The sequence below is a fragment of the Pseudomonas sp. MYb118 genome (assembly GCF_040947875.1).
In the GTDB taxonomy this organism is placed as follows: domain Bacteria; phylum Pseudomonadota; class Gammaproteobacteria; order Pseudomonadales; family Pseudomonadaceae; genus Aquipseudomonas.
In genome coordinates this window covers 933,348-950,693 of the sequence record NZ_JBFRXN010000003.1, presented here as the reverse complement: position 1 = coordinate 950,693, position 17,346 = coordinate 933,348, and the positions used below count along the sequence as shown (strand labels likewise).

4 protein-coding genes are annotated in these 17,346 nt (G+C 62.4%); all 4 read left to right on the top strand.

What is annotated here, in order from left to right:
• Positions 1-220 precede the first annotated feature (220 nt).
• The 4 genes from ABVN20_RS25505 (at position 221) to ABVN20_RS25490 (ending at position 17,346) form a co-directional block, all read left to right on the top strand.
• Positions 221-12,685, top strand: a complete 12,465-nt coding sequence (locus ABVN20_RS25505; protein WP_368558549.1) for a filamentous haemagglutinin family protein — start codon at positions 221-223, stop codon at positions 12,683-12,685.
• A 561-nt stretch (positions 12,686-13,246) separates the two neighbouring features.
• Positions 13,247-13,858 (top strand): transposase, encoded by a 612-nt coding sequence (locus tag ABVN20_RS25500; RefSeq protein ID WP_368558548.1) that lies wholly within the window; start codon positions 13,247-13,249, stop codon positions 13,856-13,858.
• A 53-nt stretch (positions 13,859-13,911) separates the two neighbouring features.
• A complete protein-coding gene (locus ABVN20_RS25495) occupies positions 13,912-15,510 on the top strand; it encodes a ShlB/FhaC/HecB family hemolysin secretion/activation protein (protein ID WP_368558547.1) in 1,599 nt (532 codons plus the stop codon).
• Positions 15,511-15,528: 18 nt separating this feature from the next.
• On the top strand, positions 15,529-17,346 hold the full coding sequence (locus ABVN20_RS25490) for a DUF2341 domain-containing protein (protein ID WP_368558545.1): 1,818 nt from the start codon (positions 15,529-15,531) through the stop codon (positions 17,344-17,346).

Here is a 17,346-nt window from a genome sequence, read left to right as displayed (position 1 = left end):
GGCTGCCATTTTTTTGTGTGGAAAATCATCGGAGTGTTGTCAGGCCCCATCGCGAGCAGGCCCGCTCCCACAGATGGCTGCTCGCTCGCGATTTACTCCTCGAACATGAAGTTTGTGTGACATCCGTTCGGTCGCCCCCCTTGCCAACCGCCTATGTCGTAACAGCAGGTTCCATTCGACCTGCGGCCTCTTGCGCCAATTGAAAAAGGACCTGGTAGTGATGCTCGTTCGCCAAGCTCGTCGCAATACCCCATCTCTGTCCGTACGCCGTGATACCGCGCGTGCGGTGGACCCGGCGCTGTGGCTGCTCAAGCCGCTGGCCCAGGCGATTGCGCTGTGCCTGGTGGCCGGCAGTGCCCAGGCGGCGACGGCGTTCAGTTCCAGCTGGTTCGCTGCCAAAGGCGCGGCGCAGCAGGCGGCAGCCTCTCGGCCGGTGGGTGGCTTGCCTGGCATGACGCCGCCGCTGGCTCAGCAACAACGGGCGCGGCAACAACTGTCGCGTTCGGTCGAAACGCTCAACAACACCGTCGCCGCCATTGCCGCTCAACAGGCAGCGCAGGCCGCCGGGCGCGCAGCGGCGTTCAATACCGTGCAGTTCGTGCCTAACGGCCTCGGCGAGGGCGGCTTGAAAGTCGACACCGGGCTGACCCAAGGTTGGGAAAATGCCAAGGGGCCGCAGCAAACGGTGGCCGACGGCAAGACCACGGTGAAGATCGAGCAGACCGCCGACAAGGCCATTCTCAACTGGGAAACCTTCAACGTCGGCCGCGACACCACTGTGGAATTCGCCCAGCAATCGAACTGGGCCGTGCTTAACCGCGTCAACGATCCGAGCGCCCGTGCCAGCCAGATCCAGGGCCAGATCAAGGGCGACGGTACGGTGATGCTGATCAACCGCAACGGCATCGTGTTCAGCGGCACCAGCCAGGTCAACGTGCGCAACCTGGTGGCGGCGGCGACCAACATCAGCGATGTGCAATTCCGCGACCGTGGCCTGTATTACGACAGCACCGGTAGCCAGCCGACCTTCACCGATGCCGCTGGCAAGGTGCTGGTGGAGCAGGGCGCACGCATTCAAACCCACGCGCCAACGGTCTCTACCGATTCGGGCGGCTACGTGCTGCTGCTGGGTAACGAGGTGGAAAACGCCGGCACTATCAGCACCGCCAAGGGCCAGACGGTGCTGGGCGCCGGTGACCGCTTTTACATCCGCAAGGGGCAGGGCACCGAGGGCAACACGTTCTCTACCACCTTTGGCAACGAGGTCACGCCAGGCTTCAAGGCCGGTGGTTCGGGTAAGGTCAGTAACTCCGGCCTGATCCAGGCGTCGACCGGCGACATTACCCTGACCGGTCACGAGGTGGTGCAGAACGGTGTGTTGCTGGCCAGCACCTCGGTGAACACCCGCGGCACCATTCATTTGCTCAACCCGGCAACCGACACCACCGGCAGCGTGACACTGGGTAAGGGCAGCGCCAGCGCGATCCTGCTGGACAGCAGTGACCTGACCGCGCTGGACAGCCAGCACGACGCGGCGCTGACTGGTGTGACGCTCAACAATCGCATCCGCAGTGACCAGTCGCGCATCGATATCGGCAGCGGCGGCACCGTGGAATTCCAGGACGGTTCGATCACCCTCGCTACCGGTGGCCAGGTCGCGGTGTCTGCGGGGTTGCGTAGCCTGGTGCGCAATGGCGCATTGATCGACGTATCCGGCGCGTTGGGTGTGAAAGTGGCGATGGAAGCCAACAACATCAAGATCAACGTGCAGGGCAACGAGCAGCGCGATTCGTCCATCAACCGCGAAAAAGGTGCGCTCAACAGCAATGACGTGTGGGTCGATGTACGCGAGCTGATTTTCGTCCCGGCTGGCACCAATGGTTATGCTACCGATCGCTGGTACACCGCCGGTGGTTTGCTCGAAGTCGGCGGTTACCTTGGCACCCAGGGCCACACCATCGGTGAGTGGATGGCCCAGGGCGGTACAGTGAGCTTCACCGGCAATGATGTGGTGACCGAGAAGGGCTCGGTGATCAACCTGTCCGGCGGCACCCTCGATGTGCAGAGCGGCATCATCCGCCAGAGCTGGCTGCGCGGTGCCGATGGGCGTCTGTATGAAGTCTCGCGGGCTCCGGGCGACATCCTCTATACCGGGCTCTACAAGGGTTATGAAGACAGCAGCGAACGCTGGGGCCAGACCAGCTACTACTTCAACCCGTTGATCGCTCCCTTGAGTCGCGCCGAATCCGGTTACACGGTGGGCCGCGATGCCGGGCAGCTGGTGATCGCTACCCGCAATGCGGTGCTGGATGGCCAGTTGCTGGGCGAGGTGTTCCAGGGGGAGCGTCAGACCCAGGCGCCGCGCGCCGGCCTTGATGGCTATGATCAGGCGCAGACTGCCAGGGCGCGGCGGGCACAATTGGTTGTCGGTACCTATGATCCAAACTGGTCGGAGACGGCCAAGGGCCTGGTCTATCGCCATGAAGCGGTAATGGATCAGGTGCAGATCGGCGGTGAACGTCCTGCCGATGGTGACGACCTGGGGCTGACGGGCGCGGTGTCTACCGAGCGCAAGGGCAAGCTGTTCCTGGATACCGATTGGGTCAACGGTTTTGCGCTGGGCGCCTTGAAAGTCGCAGCCAAGGGCAAGATCGCGGTCGATGAAGCGGTGACCGTTGACACCGGTGGCGACATCACCCTGAACGGGCAGGACGTGCAGGTCAACGCCGACTTGACCGCCCGCGCCGGCAGCGTGAGGCTGGGCACCGTGCTGACGAGCAGCCAACCCAGCAAAGTATCGGTGGCCAAAGGCGTCCACTTGGATACCCGCGGCCTGTGGGCCAACCTGCGGACCGACCTGACCGATGCCAACAGCCTGGCTTACCTCAATGGCGGCCTGGTATCCATCACCAGCACCGGCGATATCAACCTGGCCAGTGGCAGCGTGATCAATGTGTCTTCCGGTGGCGCGGTGTTGGCCAATGGCAAGACCCGCGGTGGCAAGGGCGGTGACGTTGCCCTTGAATCCAGCACGGAGCGCGTGCTGAGCCAGTCGCAACTGGTCATGGATGGCGAAGTGCGCGGTTACGGTGTCACCGGTGGCGGCACGTTGAAGATCCAGGCCAGCAAAGTGCTGATCGGTGATTCCGGCAGCCCTGTTGCCGATCACACCTTGCAACTGTCTGCGGATACCTTCAAGAAGGGATTCTCGGCCTACAACATCATCGGCCTGACGACCTTGCAAGTGGCAGATGATGCGGTTGTCGACGTTTCGATGCCTGTCTATCGCTTTGCCGATTCGGCGCTGGATCAACCTGGTGGCATTGACCCGCTAAGGGCGTTCGAGCTGTGGACACCGAACCTGTTCCAGGAGAACCCGACCAAGGGCGTACTGACCCAGCGCGGTGGCGCGAGCCTGTCACTTCAGGCGGGCGGCAGCCTGCCCAGCCTGATGGACCCGGTCAATAATACCTTGACCATCGGCCAGGGCTCGCGCATCACCGTTGACCCCGGCCAGCGCATCAACCTGCGCAGCGCCGGGCAGATCACCGTCGAAGGTGAACTCAACGCCTGGGGTGGCACGATCAATATTCGCCAACAACTGTTTGGGATGGACCCTGAGAACGATGCGCAGGACGCCGATCCTGTTGCCAACAACCGCTCGATCTGGATCGGCGACCATGCGGTACTCGATGTGGCGGGTCGCGTTGCTACCGCCGTCGATGCGCTGGGTCGGGTCTACGGTCAGGTGGGCAAGGGTGGGAACATCATCGTTGGTGGCGAAATCGACGCAAAAAAGGCCACTGCGACTTCTTCCGACGCCTTCGTGATTATTCGCCCAGGTGCCCGCCTGGAGGCTTCAGGCAGCGAAGCGATGCTGGATGTCGCTGGGGTCGGACTCACGCGAGTCGCCACCGATGGAGGGCGAATTTCCCTGAGTTCCTACAACGGCCTGTGGGTCGACGGCAGCCTGCGCGCGGCTGCCGGCGGTGTTGGCGCCGCCGGTGGCCGCCTGGACATAGCCTTGGACGCGCCGCTGTATCGTGATGGCCAGGGAAGCAACACGGTGCGAGTGCCGCGGGAAATGATCATCGGTCAGGCGGCAGATGGTGTGCAGCTGTCCGATGATTTGCACCCCGGTGAGGCCGCAACTGCCTTGCGTTACGGTTACACCCGACTGAGCGCGGACAAACTGATGGTCGGTGGATTCGACAGCCTGAGCCTGTTCAGTAACGGGTTGCTCTCGTTCGACGGTGACGTCGACCTGCAGATGAACCAGAGCCTGAGCCTGTACGCCAAGTCGATATCCTTGGCAGAAAGCTCCAAGGACACGGCGCACATCAACCTCGCAGCGCCTTACATGCGACTGTCGGGACCAGGTGTTTACTACACCCCTGCAGCCGGGTCTGTCCGTCCCCTGGTGCAAAACACGCCGACCAACCGGGTCGCCGCTGCTCAGTTCACTGCCACCGCGAACCTGCTCGACCTCATCAACTCTCTGTCCTTCGGTGCCGATGGGCGTATCAAGTTACTCAACGGCGCCAATATGACGGTCAATCGTCGAAGTTTTGATCGAGTCACCCTCGATAGCAGCGGTGATATACGTTTGCTTGGTCAGCCGGGTGACCCTACAGGCACCAGTATCTGGACCGCAGGTGATTTGCACTTGATTGGAGCGCAAGTCTATCCCGGCACCCGAGTAGCGGCCCAGATTCGAGTCGGTTTTCAGGGACCGGCCACTATCAATCCAGAGCGCACGTTCAGCGTCAGCAGTCATGGCGTTGCACCGGTTGCGGCACCTTACTCGGCGTTCGGCAGCTTGAAAGTCTTCGCGGGCAATATCGAGCAGGGCGGAGTGCTTCGCGCGCCCTTGGGCTTGATCAGGCTGGGCAACGATGCCTTTGGTGACACCCGTGCGGTTCACTTGTTGCCGGGCAGCGTGACATCGGTCAGCGGTGCGGGGCTGGTCATGCCTTATGGCGGTACTACTGATGGCATCGACTACCGTTACAATGGTCAGTCTGTCGTATTGCAAGGGATCGCCAACATCGACACCGGTGTGGTCCTCGATGGTCGGTACGTCGATGCACAAGCAGGCTCGTTGATCGACCTTTCCGGTGGCGGGGACTTGCTCGGCGCCGGTTTTGTCACTGGACGGGGTGGCTCAACCGATGCGCGTTTCAACCCGCTGGTACGCAACGCTGCTGATGGCACGTTCAGCCTTCCGGGCCTGGCCAGCAACCCGGTGTATGCCATCGTTCCGGGTAATCAGAGTGTCTACGCACCGATGTACGGCGAGGCGGGTGCGAGTGACCCGCGCATCGGCCAGCAGATCACCATCGGTGCAGGTGTGCCAGGATTGCCGGCCGGTACTTATACCTTGCTGCCTTCGACTTTCGCCTTGCTGCCGGGCGCGTTCCGCGTTGAGGTCAACGGCCAGGCGACTGCGAGTGGGGCAAGCGATGCAGTGAAAATGCGTAACGGCTCCTGGACCAGTTCCGGGCAGATGTCGATCGCCAACACCGGCCTGCGTGACAGCCTCGCCAGCCAAGTCATCCTGACTTCGGCGGATGTGCTGCGTCGTTATTCGCAGTACAACGAGACCAGTTACAACCAGTTCGTCTTGAGCGACGCGGCTCGCCGTGGAGTGCCCCGCGCGCAGTCGACCATGGACGGCAAATCGCTAACCCTGAGTCTGAAAAAAAGCGATCGCGACATCGCCCTGGACTTCAACGGCAAGGCTTTGTTCGGGGCCGCGCAGGGCGGGGTGCTAGGAACCGCGGTGGTAAGAGGGGCAACGGACGTCGAGATACTGGCGGCGGGCGCCTCACGCACCCAGGGATTTGGCGGTGTCTCCGTGTACGCCGATGACCTCAACAATCTCGGGGCCGGGCGCTTGACCGTCGGCGCTTCGCCTTTCGTGTATTACGAGTCCTCACCCAACTTCATCCAATTCGTCGGTGAAGCCAACAACATCACATTGCGACAGGACGCGACGTTGTCGGCGCCTGAAGTCGTGTTGTGGACGAAAGGCGTTTCAGGAGCAATTACGCTCGAAGCGGGCGCGGCAATCAATACCCTGGGGCGCGGCAACGTGCCTTATGACTCGACGGCAGGTTTCGTTTATCAGCCGGGCCAAGCTGCACTGTTGCTGGTGTCCAACGGCTGGACCAACGTGCTCGCACCTATGGCGGCCAATTCGGGTGATGGGGCTGGCAGTATCCGGATTGGCACATGCGCGGTCGGTGTGTGCACCAACCCTGCGATGCTCTACTCCAACGGCAGTATCACAGCGGCCACCGACAACAAGTTTGAACTCGGTGATTCAGTACGCTTTGGCACGCGTCACCTGGCACTCGCGGTCGGGTCGGTGAATGCCGGCAGCGCCGAGGCACTGGCGGCCGTGAGCAGTCGCCTGCCGGCCGGCCTGGTACTGAACCAGAACGTACTGGATCGTCTGTTGCGCGGTGATACTCAATTCGGTGCCCCAGCCCTTGAAACCCTGAGCCTGACCACCCGTGACTCGTTCAACTTCATCGGCGACGTTACCCTCGACACGCTGGACCCGCTGACGGGCAAAAGCCGACTGGCGAACCTGGTATTGATTACGCCGGCGATTTACGGCCTGGGCGATGCCAATGCTGTGGCGACCATTCGCACTGAAAACCTGATCTGGAATGGTGCCACTCAAGCGCCTGGCGCGGTGGTCAACGGCGGTGCCGGCACCGGCCATGGCACGCTCGACATCCAGGCCAAACGCATCGAATTGGGCTACGGCCCGAACCCGCAACCCAATGGCCAGGACCAGAACAATCGCCTGGCCCTGGGCTTTGCCAACGTCAACCTCAATGCCAGTGAGCGCATCACCGCCAACCACAAGGGCAGCCTCAGCGTTTACGAACAACAGGGCGCCTACGACCCGGTCAAGGGTTATGCCTACAGCGGCGGCAACCTCAACCTGCGCACGCCGTTGCTGACCGGCGAAGCCGCGTCCGTGAACCTGCTCAAGGCGGGTAACACTCTCACCCTTATTTCGCCAACCGATGACCGCACGGCCATTGCCGATGCACTGGGCGCGGAATTGAGCCTGGAAGCGCGCAACGTGGTGGTCGACGGGCGCATTGCCCTGGCCAGCGGCAAGTTGACGGTCAAGGCTGAGGACGATGTCACGCTGACCAACAATGCCTATCTGGACCTGGCCGGCCGCACGCTGCCGTTCAACGATGTGAAGAAATACAGCTGGGGCGGCGATGTCGCGCTGTACAGCAGCAACGGCAACATCCGCCAGGCGGCTGGCTCGCGCATCGACCTGTCGGCGGTCAACAACCAGGGCGGTAACCTCAGTGCCATCGCCTTGGCGGCGGGCGCCGGGGTGGTGGACCTGCAGGGTGAAATCCTCGGCAGCAGCAGCGGCTATTACGACGCGGGCGGCACCTGGGTGCCTTACAAGGCCGGTGGCGTGGACATTCGTGCTCAGCACCTGGGCACCAGCGGCGATCTCAACGCCGAATTCGCGGCACTTAACCAGCGCCTGAACGCCGGGCAGGTGTTCGGCAGTCGCAGCTTCCAGCTCAAGCAGGGCAACCTGGTGATTGGTGACGGGCTCAAGGCTGGCGAAGTCAGTGTCTCGGTGGACAACGGCAGCCTGACCGTCGTTGGCCTTATCGACGCCAGTGGCGAGCGCGTCGGCAGTATTCGTCTGTCGGGCAAGACTGGCCTGACCGTGGCTGGCAGCGCAGTGCTCGATGCCCATGGGCGCATGCTGCGGGTCGACAGTTACGGCAAGATCATTGACGCGCCAAACCGCGCCATGATTGTGCTGAACTCGGGTGAAGGCTTGCTGACACTGGCCTCCGGCGCACTCATCGACTTGCGTCACGGCACCGATGTCGCCATCGGCAACCAGCCGGGGCAACACGATGGCCGGTTGCGCGGCACGCTGGAGCTCAACGCACCGCGCCTGGGGGGCAACGATATTGCTGTGGATGCCAGCGGTGCGCTGAACATTCAGGGCGCACGTTCCATCGCGCTCAATGCCACGCGCCGCTACATCGACGCGGCCGATGGCGTCGACCCGGCGGCCAGTGGTCGCCCGTATCAGGTCATCGACCAGGCCTATCTGGACCGTATTCACCTCGACAGCAACGCATTCATCAATGCGGCCCTGGCCAATAACGATTTGCTGCAACGCAAACTGGCCGGCCTGAACAACACCACCTACGCCGATGCGTTCCATCTGCGCCCAGGGGTGGAGATCGCCAGCAAAACCGCTGATGGCGACCTGGTGGTGCAGGGCGATCTGGACCTGTCCGGGTATCGTTATGCCAGCCTCAACCCGCATACGCAAAAGACGTCAGTGTACGGTTCCGGTGAGTCCGGCAACCTGGTGCTGCGCGCCGGTGGCAACCTGGATATCTACGGCAGCATCAACGATGGTTTTGCGCCGCCACCGGAAACTGTGGATGACGCTGGTTGGAAGCTGGTGGCCGGCAAGCAACCGTTTGGTGGTGACCTGATTGTGCCGGGTACGGGTGTGACGCTCGCCGAAGGTACCCAGTACACCGTCGGTGCCACGCTGAACTACGACCTGCCGATCCAGGCCGCGACGTTTGCCAGTGGCACGTTGTTGCCAACCCAGGGCATCCTGGCCGGCCCTTATACCTTCAGCGCCGGCACGGTGTTGGCGGGTGCGGTCCATGATGCCGCGGGCAATCTGTTGTACGCCGCCGGCACATTGCTTGGCGCTGATGTCACCCTGCCTGCGGGCAGCCGCCTCGGTGCAGGTATACGCTTGAACACCGCTACTGCCATGCAGGGCATGCTCTGGCCCAAAGGCGTGCCGCTGCCTGGAACGATTTTCGACAACGCCACCGTGGGCGTGAAACTCAGTGGTTCGCTGGCGTTGTTGCGTGGCTCGCTGATTCCTTCGATGACGGATGTGAAGCTGGCGGATGGCACCCTCTACATAGATTTACGTCCATTGAGCGGCACTCAACAGGGGCGCAACTGGGCAGTGGCTAGCATGCTGCCGTCAGGTAGTGCGTCCTGGTCGACCCGATTGGTGGCGGGCTCAGATCTGAGCGCATCGGATAATCGTACGGTGAAGCCCCTGACTGTAGAAGGCGACCTGCGACTGGCGGATACTCACTACGGTCTTAAAGTGAACGAATCGGCTGGGAGATTGGTTTGGAGTGTGGGCAGTGGATATGGCAATGATTATGAGCCGGTCCCTGAAGAGTACCTGATTATCTGCGACATCGTGCCTGAAGCCTGCGAGCCGATGGCGCGCTGGACCTGGGCCCCTGGCAACTATTGGGGGATGCCTGACTATGCCCCCATCACCCCTAATGATCCGGCTCTATGTGAGTGGGACCTGACACAGTGTATTGAGACCTTGCCCGGTAAAGAACTCAAAACACATACCCAGATGTTCAGCGTACTGCGCACCGGCACAGGTGATCTTGACCTGATCGCCGCAGGTAACCTGAGCATGAACTCACCCTTCGGCGTCTACACGGCAGGTACGCAATCCAGTGATATAGACCCTCGTTACAACCAGCCTCGTGGGCGGTTCTCCGATGATGGATCGGTGCTCGGCAGTTCCGGTGGCGACTATGAAAAATGGGTCAATGGTGGGAGCGATAGCCTTTACCAGGCTTGGTTCCCGCAGATGGGCGGTAACCTGACCATCAATGCCGGTGGTTCGGTGTCGGGTGATAGCCTTGGCAGCGACAGTCAAGCGCGGCCACGTCCTCAGAAAGCAAGCGTAGCCGTAGGTAATTGGCTGTGGCGCCAGGGCACGGGTAACACTGATGTGCCGACGGCCTGGTGGATCAACTTCGGCAGCTATGTAAATGAGCCGCTCGATAGGGTGAAGTTAGGGTTTGCTGATGATCCCGCGCCTTATTTGGTGGGCTTCACCGGCTTTGGCACCCTGGGTGGTGGCAACATCAGTCTACGGGCGGGTGCCGATGGTGGCATGCTCAGGCCCATGGGAACATTCCAGGGCAATGATCTGGCGCCACGAAGTCAAGGGCTGATCGTCGCCGTTGGCAGTACCGGGCGCGTAGGTAGCGACGGTACTCTGCAGTTGACCGGTGGCGGCGACATGGACATTCGCATTGGCGGCACGCTCAACCCGTCTGCTCACGCCGAGGCGCTTGCGGGAGGAGTCAGTGCGCCGCATCACGATCTACAAGGTGCGTTGATCAACTTGCGCGGCGCCGCGCAATTGACAGCATCGGCGGCGGGCGCAGTGCGATTGAGCTATGGCTCGACTGCAGGCGACCAAGACCTGCGCGAAGTACGGGGCTTCGACCCATTCACTTCGACCACAAGTGCTGCCACTGGTGGGTTGGTGTTGATCCCGGGGGATTCGGGTATGCGTGTCAGTACCCGAGGTGACCTTGTGCTGGGTGGGGCTGCGGACGCAGGTCGAGTGCCACTGCAGAACTCTACTGCCTTCACCACGCCGGACGGGGTGATGCATGCAGGCGGTGGTTTGACGGGCTTTTCGTTATGGACCGAGCACACGGCCATTGATCTGTTCTCCGCAGGCGGTAATCTTGCTCCAAGTACCTCGATGGCGGAAACGTCCAACAGCGTTATAGTTAGCGGGCGCAATTTTTCACCCACGGACGGTCGGTTTGTCATACCCTCGATCCTGCGTGCGGTAGCCGGGCAAGGTTCTATCTATGTCGGTCCGTCTGCTGGCTACCTCAATGGTGCTACTTCCGCTCCGGGAATTTCCAACTCTTTACTGCTGGCACCGTCGAGCTCCGGGCAGCTCGAATTGCTCGCAGGGGAGTCGATTTACGCCGGCGGCTATGCAATCAACCAGTCGGGTGCCAGTCCCTTGTCCATCACAACGCCATTCGCTCCTGCGTTTAATGGCTATACCAGAAACGGCGGGAGCTACAGGACGGTGATGTCGAACATCAGCGTGGACGGTATTGCTGCCGACGGCAACACTCGTTACTCATTGTTCGCCTTTGGCGCCGACAGCTATTCAGGTTTGAGCGGCATTCAGGCTCCTGCGCGTTTTTACGCGTTGACCGGTGACCTGGTTGGCGTTCGCAGTGGTGAGACGCTGTTTAACTCGACGACCAACACGACCTGGTATGAAGCCGCCGGACCGGTGTGGATGCTGGCGGGTCGCGATGTCGTCGCGTCGGGCACGACTCTGGGGCAGCCCATAACCCTGGATGGTCGCGCCGGTTTGAGTTCAGATTTCACAGCCACCGGCAACCTGTTCATCCACAACAATCCAAACGACATTTCCCGCGTTTTCGCCGGCCGCGACATCCTCTACAGCAGTTTTGACATCGCCGGCCCCGGCACACTGGAAATCACCGCCGGGCGCAACATCCTGATGGAAAACCGCGCCAGCATCACCAGTCTCGGGCCGATTCGACCCGGAGATAGCCGTCCAGGCGCGAGCCTGGTGTTGCAGGCTGGCGTTGGCCCTGAAGGCGTGGACTACAGCCGTTTCATCGACCGTTACCTGGACCCGAAAAACCTCGCTGTCACCGGCACCTCACTCGCTTCGCAACCAGGCAAGGTGGTCAAGACCTACGGTGAGGAACTGGTGTCCTGGCTGACCCTGGGCTACGGCTTCAGCGGCAGCGAAGAGCAGGCCCGTGCGTTCTACGCCGAACTGCCGAGTTACGAGCAGGCGGTGTTCGCACGGCAAGTGTACTTCGCCGAATTGCGTGCCGGTGGCCTGGAATACGCCGACCAGAATGGTCCGCGCCAGGGTAGTTACCTGCGCGGTCGTAACGCGATTGCCGAGCTGTTCCCGACCACTGATGTGGCGGGCAATGCGATTCGCTACGACGGCGATATCACCCTGTACGGCGGTGCTGGCGTCAAGACGCTGTTTGGCGGCGACATCCAGATGCTCACCCCCGGTGGTGGCCAGGTGTTCGGCGTCGAGGGCGCGGCGCCGCCTTCAACGGCGGGGATCGTCACCCAGGGTACGGGCAACATTCAGCTGTATTCCCAGGGCAGTATCCTGCTGGGGCAGAGCCGGGTGATGACCACGTTCGGCGGCGGCATCCTTGGCTGGTCGGCCGAGGGCGACATCAACGCCGGTCGAGGCTCGAAAACCACGGTGGTGTTCACGCCGCCCAAGCGTGTCTACGACACCTGGGGCAACGTGACGCTGTCGCCGGTGGTGCCGAGCACCGGTGCCGGTATCGCCACGCTCAACCCGATTGCCGAGGTGCCGCCGGGGGACATCGACCTGATCGCGCCACTGGGCACCATCGATGCGGGCGAGGCGGGGATCCGGGTGTCGGGCAACATCAACATCATCGCCTTGCGGGTGGTCAACGCGGCGAACATCCAGGTGCAGGGCAAGTCGTCGGGCATTCCGGTGACCGCTTCGGTGAACACCGGTGCGATCACTTCGGCAAGCTCTGCGGCCACCTCGGCTACGCAAGCGGCCGAAGACATGTCCCGCCAGCAACAGGCCGCGGCCCGCAAGAACCAGGCCTCGGTGTTCAACGTGCAGGTGCTCAGCTACGGCAACGAACAACTGGCGCCGAACCGCGATGGCGCCAGCCTTTCGCCAACGCCGACCTACAACCCCAACAGCCCGGTACAAGTGATCGGCGCCGGCGCACTGGACGATCGCGCCCGGGGGCAGTTGACCGAGGAAGAGCGGGGTAAGTTGATGTTGTAACCGATGCATGAGCACCACAAAGGCGGCCTTCGGGCCGCCTTTTTCTTTCCCGGCATACACATACAAAAATTCCACCACCGTGGGAGCGAGCCTGCTCGCGATAGCGGCGGCCCATCCGACACCAGGACACCTGACCCACCGCCATCGCGAGCAGGCTCGCTCCCACAGTGGCCATCGGTGAACTCGGCAATTGTGTTCGCCACAGCCCCCTGTAGGAGCGAGCTTGCTCGCGATAGCGGCGGCACATCCAACATCAAGGCGCCTGACCCGACCCCATCGCGGGCAAGCCCGCTCCCACAGGGATCATGGGTGAATTCAACATTTGTGTTCGACACCAATCCTGTGGGAGCGGGCTCGCCCGCGATGACGGCGGCACATCCAACACCAAGACACCTGACCCACCGCCATCGCGAGCAAGCCCGCTCCCACAGTGGCCATCGCAAGCAGGCGGGGGCAATCCTTGAATGAAGCTTTCATGACAAAAGTTCGGTAGCACTTCGCCAGCCCGGTCATGCCTATGTACGTGCTTGAGGGGACTGCAAGCCAGCCAGGAGTGAGGCGATGGGGACTATGGAACGTTACTCGAAAGTAGGGATGCAGGAGCTCGATCAACGCTTGTCGAAGATCGTCGAGGCTGCGCGCAAGAAGCCGGTTTCGGTGTATCGCTACGGCGCGCCGTGGGTCTGGATCGTCTCGCAGGAAGACTGGCAGGGCGCCTTGAAGGAAGTGTCGGCCTATATCCCGCCCGGGCATTCGCTGGTGCTGCTGCGCCCGCAGATCGACGACCTGCTTGATGAACACTACGAGCTGATGCAGGCCCTGGCGGCCGAACCCGGCATGTCCATCGCGCCGCAGACGGTCATGCACATCCTCTTGTTGCAGCTCTTGTACTCGGTGCCCAGCGAGCAGCAGCTCTACGAACAACTCAATTACAACCTGCTGTTCCGCTGGTTCGTCGGCCTGGACCTCAACCAGAAGGTCTGGAGCTTCAGCGTGTTGAGTCGTTCCACCACCACGCTGTTGAACAACCCGCGGGCGGTGGAGCTGATCCAGAAAGTCATTGGTGAAGTGTTCTGCGGTGCCTTGCTGCAAATGCCCGAGTTCTCGCTGAACTTCGCGCTGCTGCACAGCTGGCTGGGCAAGCACGTGGCAACACCGATCGCAAGCATTTGAGCCAGCCTGCCGCAGTGCAGACGGTTATCGGTCTATCGAATTCAGGGGGTGATGTGGATCATTTTTTCAAGTCACGGCTGGCGCTGTGGGGCTGGCTGCTGGTGACGGCGGGCGTGCAGCCGGCGTGGGGAGAAGAGGGCACTGATGCGGCTGCACCGCAGAAGCTGGTGGACGTCAACGAATACTTCGTGCGCGGCAACACCGTACTCGATGCCCGGGCCATCGAAGAAGCGGTGTACCCGTTTCTCGGCCCGCAAAAAGCCCTGAGCGATATCGAAGGTGCCCGTGATGCCTTGCAGAAGGCCTATCAGGATCGCGGCTACCAGTCGGTGTTCGTCGAACTGCCGGAACAGAAGGTCGACGACGGCATCGTCTACCTGCAAATCAGCGAAACCAAGGTCGGCCGCGTGCGGGTGGTCGGGGCCAAGCACTACTCGCCGGTCGAGATCCGCGACGACGTGCCGGCCTTGCAGGAAGGCCAGGTGCCGGACTTCGCCAAGGTGCAGACGGAACTGGCGCAGATCAACAAGAACCCCGGTCGCCAGGTCATGCCGCTGGTGCGCGAAGGCCAGCGCCCCGGCACCATGGACGTGGATTTGCAGGTCGAAGACCAGGACCCGTGGCAAGCCACCCTGGGCCTGAACAACGACTACAGCGCCGACACCGAAAAACTGCGCAGCGTCGCCAGCCTTGGCTACAACAACCTCTGGCAAATGGGCCACAGCGTGTCGCTGACCTTCTTCACCGCGCCCCAGGACACCTCCAACGCCAAGGTCTGGTCCGGCTCCTACAGCGCGCCGTTGAGCGAGCGCTGGAGTGTGCAATTCTCCGGTTACCAGTCCGACAGCAACGTCGCCACCATCGGCGGCAGCAACGTGTTGGGCAAGGGCCATTCCTACGGTGTGTCGGCGATCTACACGATCCCGTCCAGCGGCAACTGGTCCAACTCGCTGTCGGCCGGCATCGACTTCAAGGACTTCGACGAGCAACTGGACCTGGGCGGCGCGAGCGACAAGGTGCCGCTGCAATACGCGCCGTTCACCTTCGCCTACAACGGCTTTCGCTACACCGAAAGCTCGCAGCTGGGCCTGGGCCTGAGCCTGGTGGCCGGCACCCGCAGCTTCCTCGGCTACGGCAGTGACGACGAAGACTTCGACTACAAACGCTATCGCGCCAGCCCGAGCTTCGCCGTGCTCAAGGGCGATACCAGTTTCACCTACACCTTTGAAAACGACTGGCAGAGCGCAAGCAAGGCGCAATTCCAGGTCGCCTCGGGGCCACTGGTCTCCAACGAGCAATTCTCCGCCGGTGGCGCCACCTCGGTGCGCGGCTACCTGGCGGCCGAGCGTACCGCCGACGACGGCTACCTGCTGAGCCAGGAACTGCGCACGCCGTCACTGGCCAAGTTCCTCGGCAGCTACGTCCAGGAATGGCGCTTCTACGCCTTCGCCGAAGGCGCGCAGTTGTACCTGCGCGACGAACTTCCCGATCAAGAGGCCGATTACGCCGTGGCCAGTGTTGGCCTGGGCACCCGCGCGAGCTTGAGCAAATGGCTGTCCGGCAGTGTGGATTGGGGTTACCCGCTGCTCGACGGACCGAACACCACAAAACGTGATTCGCGCGTGCATTTCAACCTGCAAGCGACGTTCTGAACCTACGGAGTAATTTTCATGCAGCGCTTATTTCTCGCGTTCCTGATGTGCCTGAGCGTCGTGCTCCCGGCCACTGCACAGGCGTGGTGGCAGGACGATTGGCACTACCGCAAACAGATCTCGGTGGACACCACGCCCCAGGGCGCGGCCATCAATGAGGCCCTGGGCCGCACCGCGCTGCTGGTGCGCCTGCACACCGGCAATTTCACCTTCGACGGTGTCAAGGAAGACGGCTCAGACCTGCGCTTCGTCGCCGCCGATGACAAGACCGTGCTCAACCACCAGATCGAAAGCTTCGATGCGCTGATGGGCATGGCGCTGGTGTGGGTCGATGTGCCGAAAGTCGAGGGCGCCCAGCGCCAGGACATCTGGATGTACTACGGCAACCAGAAAGCCCCGGCCACCGGCAACGGTCAACTGACCTTCGAGCCGAACTACACCGCGCTCTACCATTTCGACGGCGCCACCGGCACCCCGGCGAAAGACACCACCGCTTACGGCAACACCGCGCAAAGCGCCACCGGTGCGAGCATCGACGGTGTGATCGGTCGTGCCCTGCAGTTCAGCGGCCAGCCGCTGCTGTTGCCGGCCAGCCCCTCGTTGCAACACAACGCCGGCAGCGCCTTCACCTTCAGCGCCTGGCTGCGTCTGGATCAGGCCAACGGTGAGCAACTGGTGCTGGCCCGCCGCGAAGGCACCCAGAGCCTGCTGGTCGGTTTGAGCCAGGGCCTGCCGTTCGTGGAAGTCGACGGCCAGCGCGCCGTGTCGACCCAGCCGTTGAACCCGGCCCAATGGCAACACCTGGCACTGACCGCTGAGGGCAGCAAAATCTCGCTGTACGTCAACGGTCGCGAAACCGCGAGCCTGGCCGTGGCCATGCCGGCATTCAATTCGGTCATGGCCATCGGCGCCGACCTGCCGGTTGCCGCGGATATGCCACCAAGCCCTTACCAGCCGTTCGCCGGCGCCATCGACGAGCTGCGCCTGTCCAAGGTCGCCCGTCCGGCCGCGCAATTGCTGGCAGACGCCACTTCCCAGGGCGCCGAATCGAAGCTGGTGGCCTACGGCGTCGACGAAGAACAGTCGGGTTTCGGCTTCGGCAGCCTGGGCTTCCTGCTCAACGCTGTGCCGCTGGACGCCTGGGTGATCATCGCCGTGCTGGTGCTGATGATGTTCCAGTCGTGGTACATCATGCTGCGCAAAAACCGCATGGTCAGTCGCGTCAGCGCTGCCAATGAAGCCTTCCGCGAGCAGTTCGCCAAGGTCGGCACGCGCCTTGAAATGTTCGCCGGCGACCAGGACCTCGCCCGTCGTCTGCAGGACTCCTCGCTGTGGCGCCTGTACCAGGTGGCCGTGAAGGAGATCCGCACCCGTCGCGAGCAGGGCGCCGATACCTCGTCGGTCTCGGCCGCCACCATCGAAGCGATCCGCTGCTCCATGGACGGCGTGCGCACCCGGGAAAACCAGGCGCTCGGTTCGAAACTCTCGACCCTGTCCAACGCCATCGCCGGCGGCCCTTACATCGGCCTGCTCGGCACGGTGCTGGGGATCATGGTGGTGTTCCTCGGCACCGCCATGGCCGGCGACGTCAACATCAACGCCATCGCCCCGGGTATGGCCGCCGCGTTGCTCGCCACCGCCATGGGCCTGTTCGTCGCGATCCCTGCGCTGTTTGGCTACAACCGCCTGATCACCCGCAACAAGGAAGTCAGCGCCGACATGCGCGTGTTTGTCGACGAGTTCATCACGCGCCTGGCGGAAATGCACGGCGAAAGCCAGTTCAGTGAGTCGGCGCACCGTCGTGGCAATCACACCAACGCCCACGTACCGGCCTGA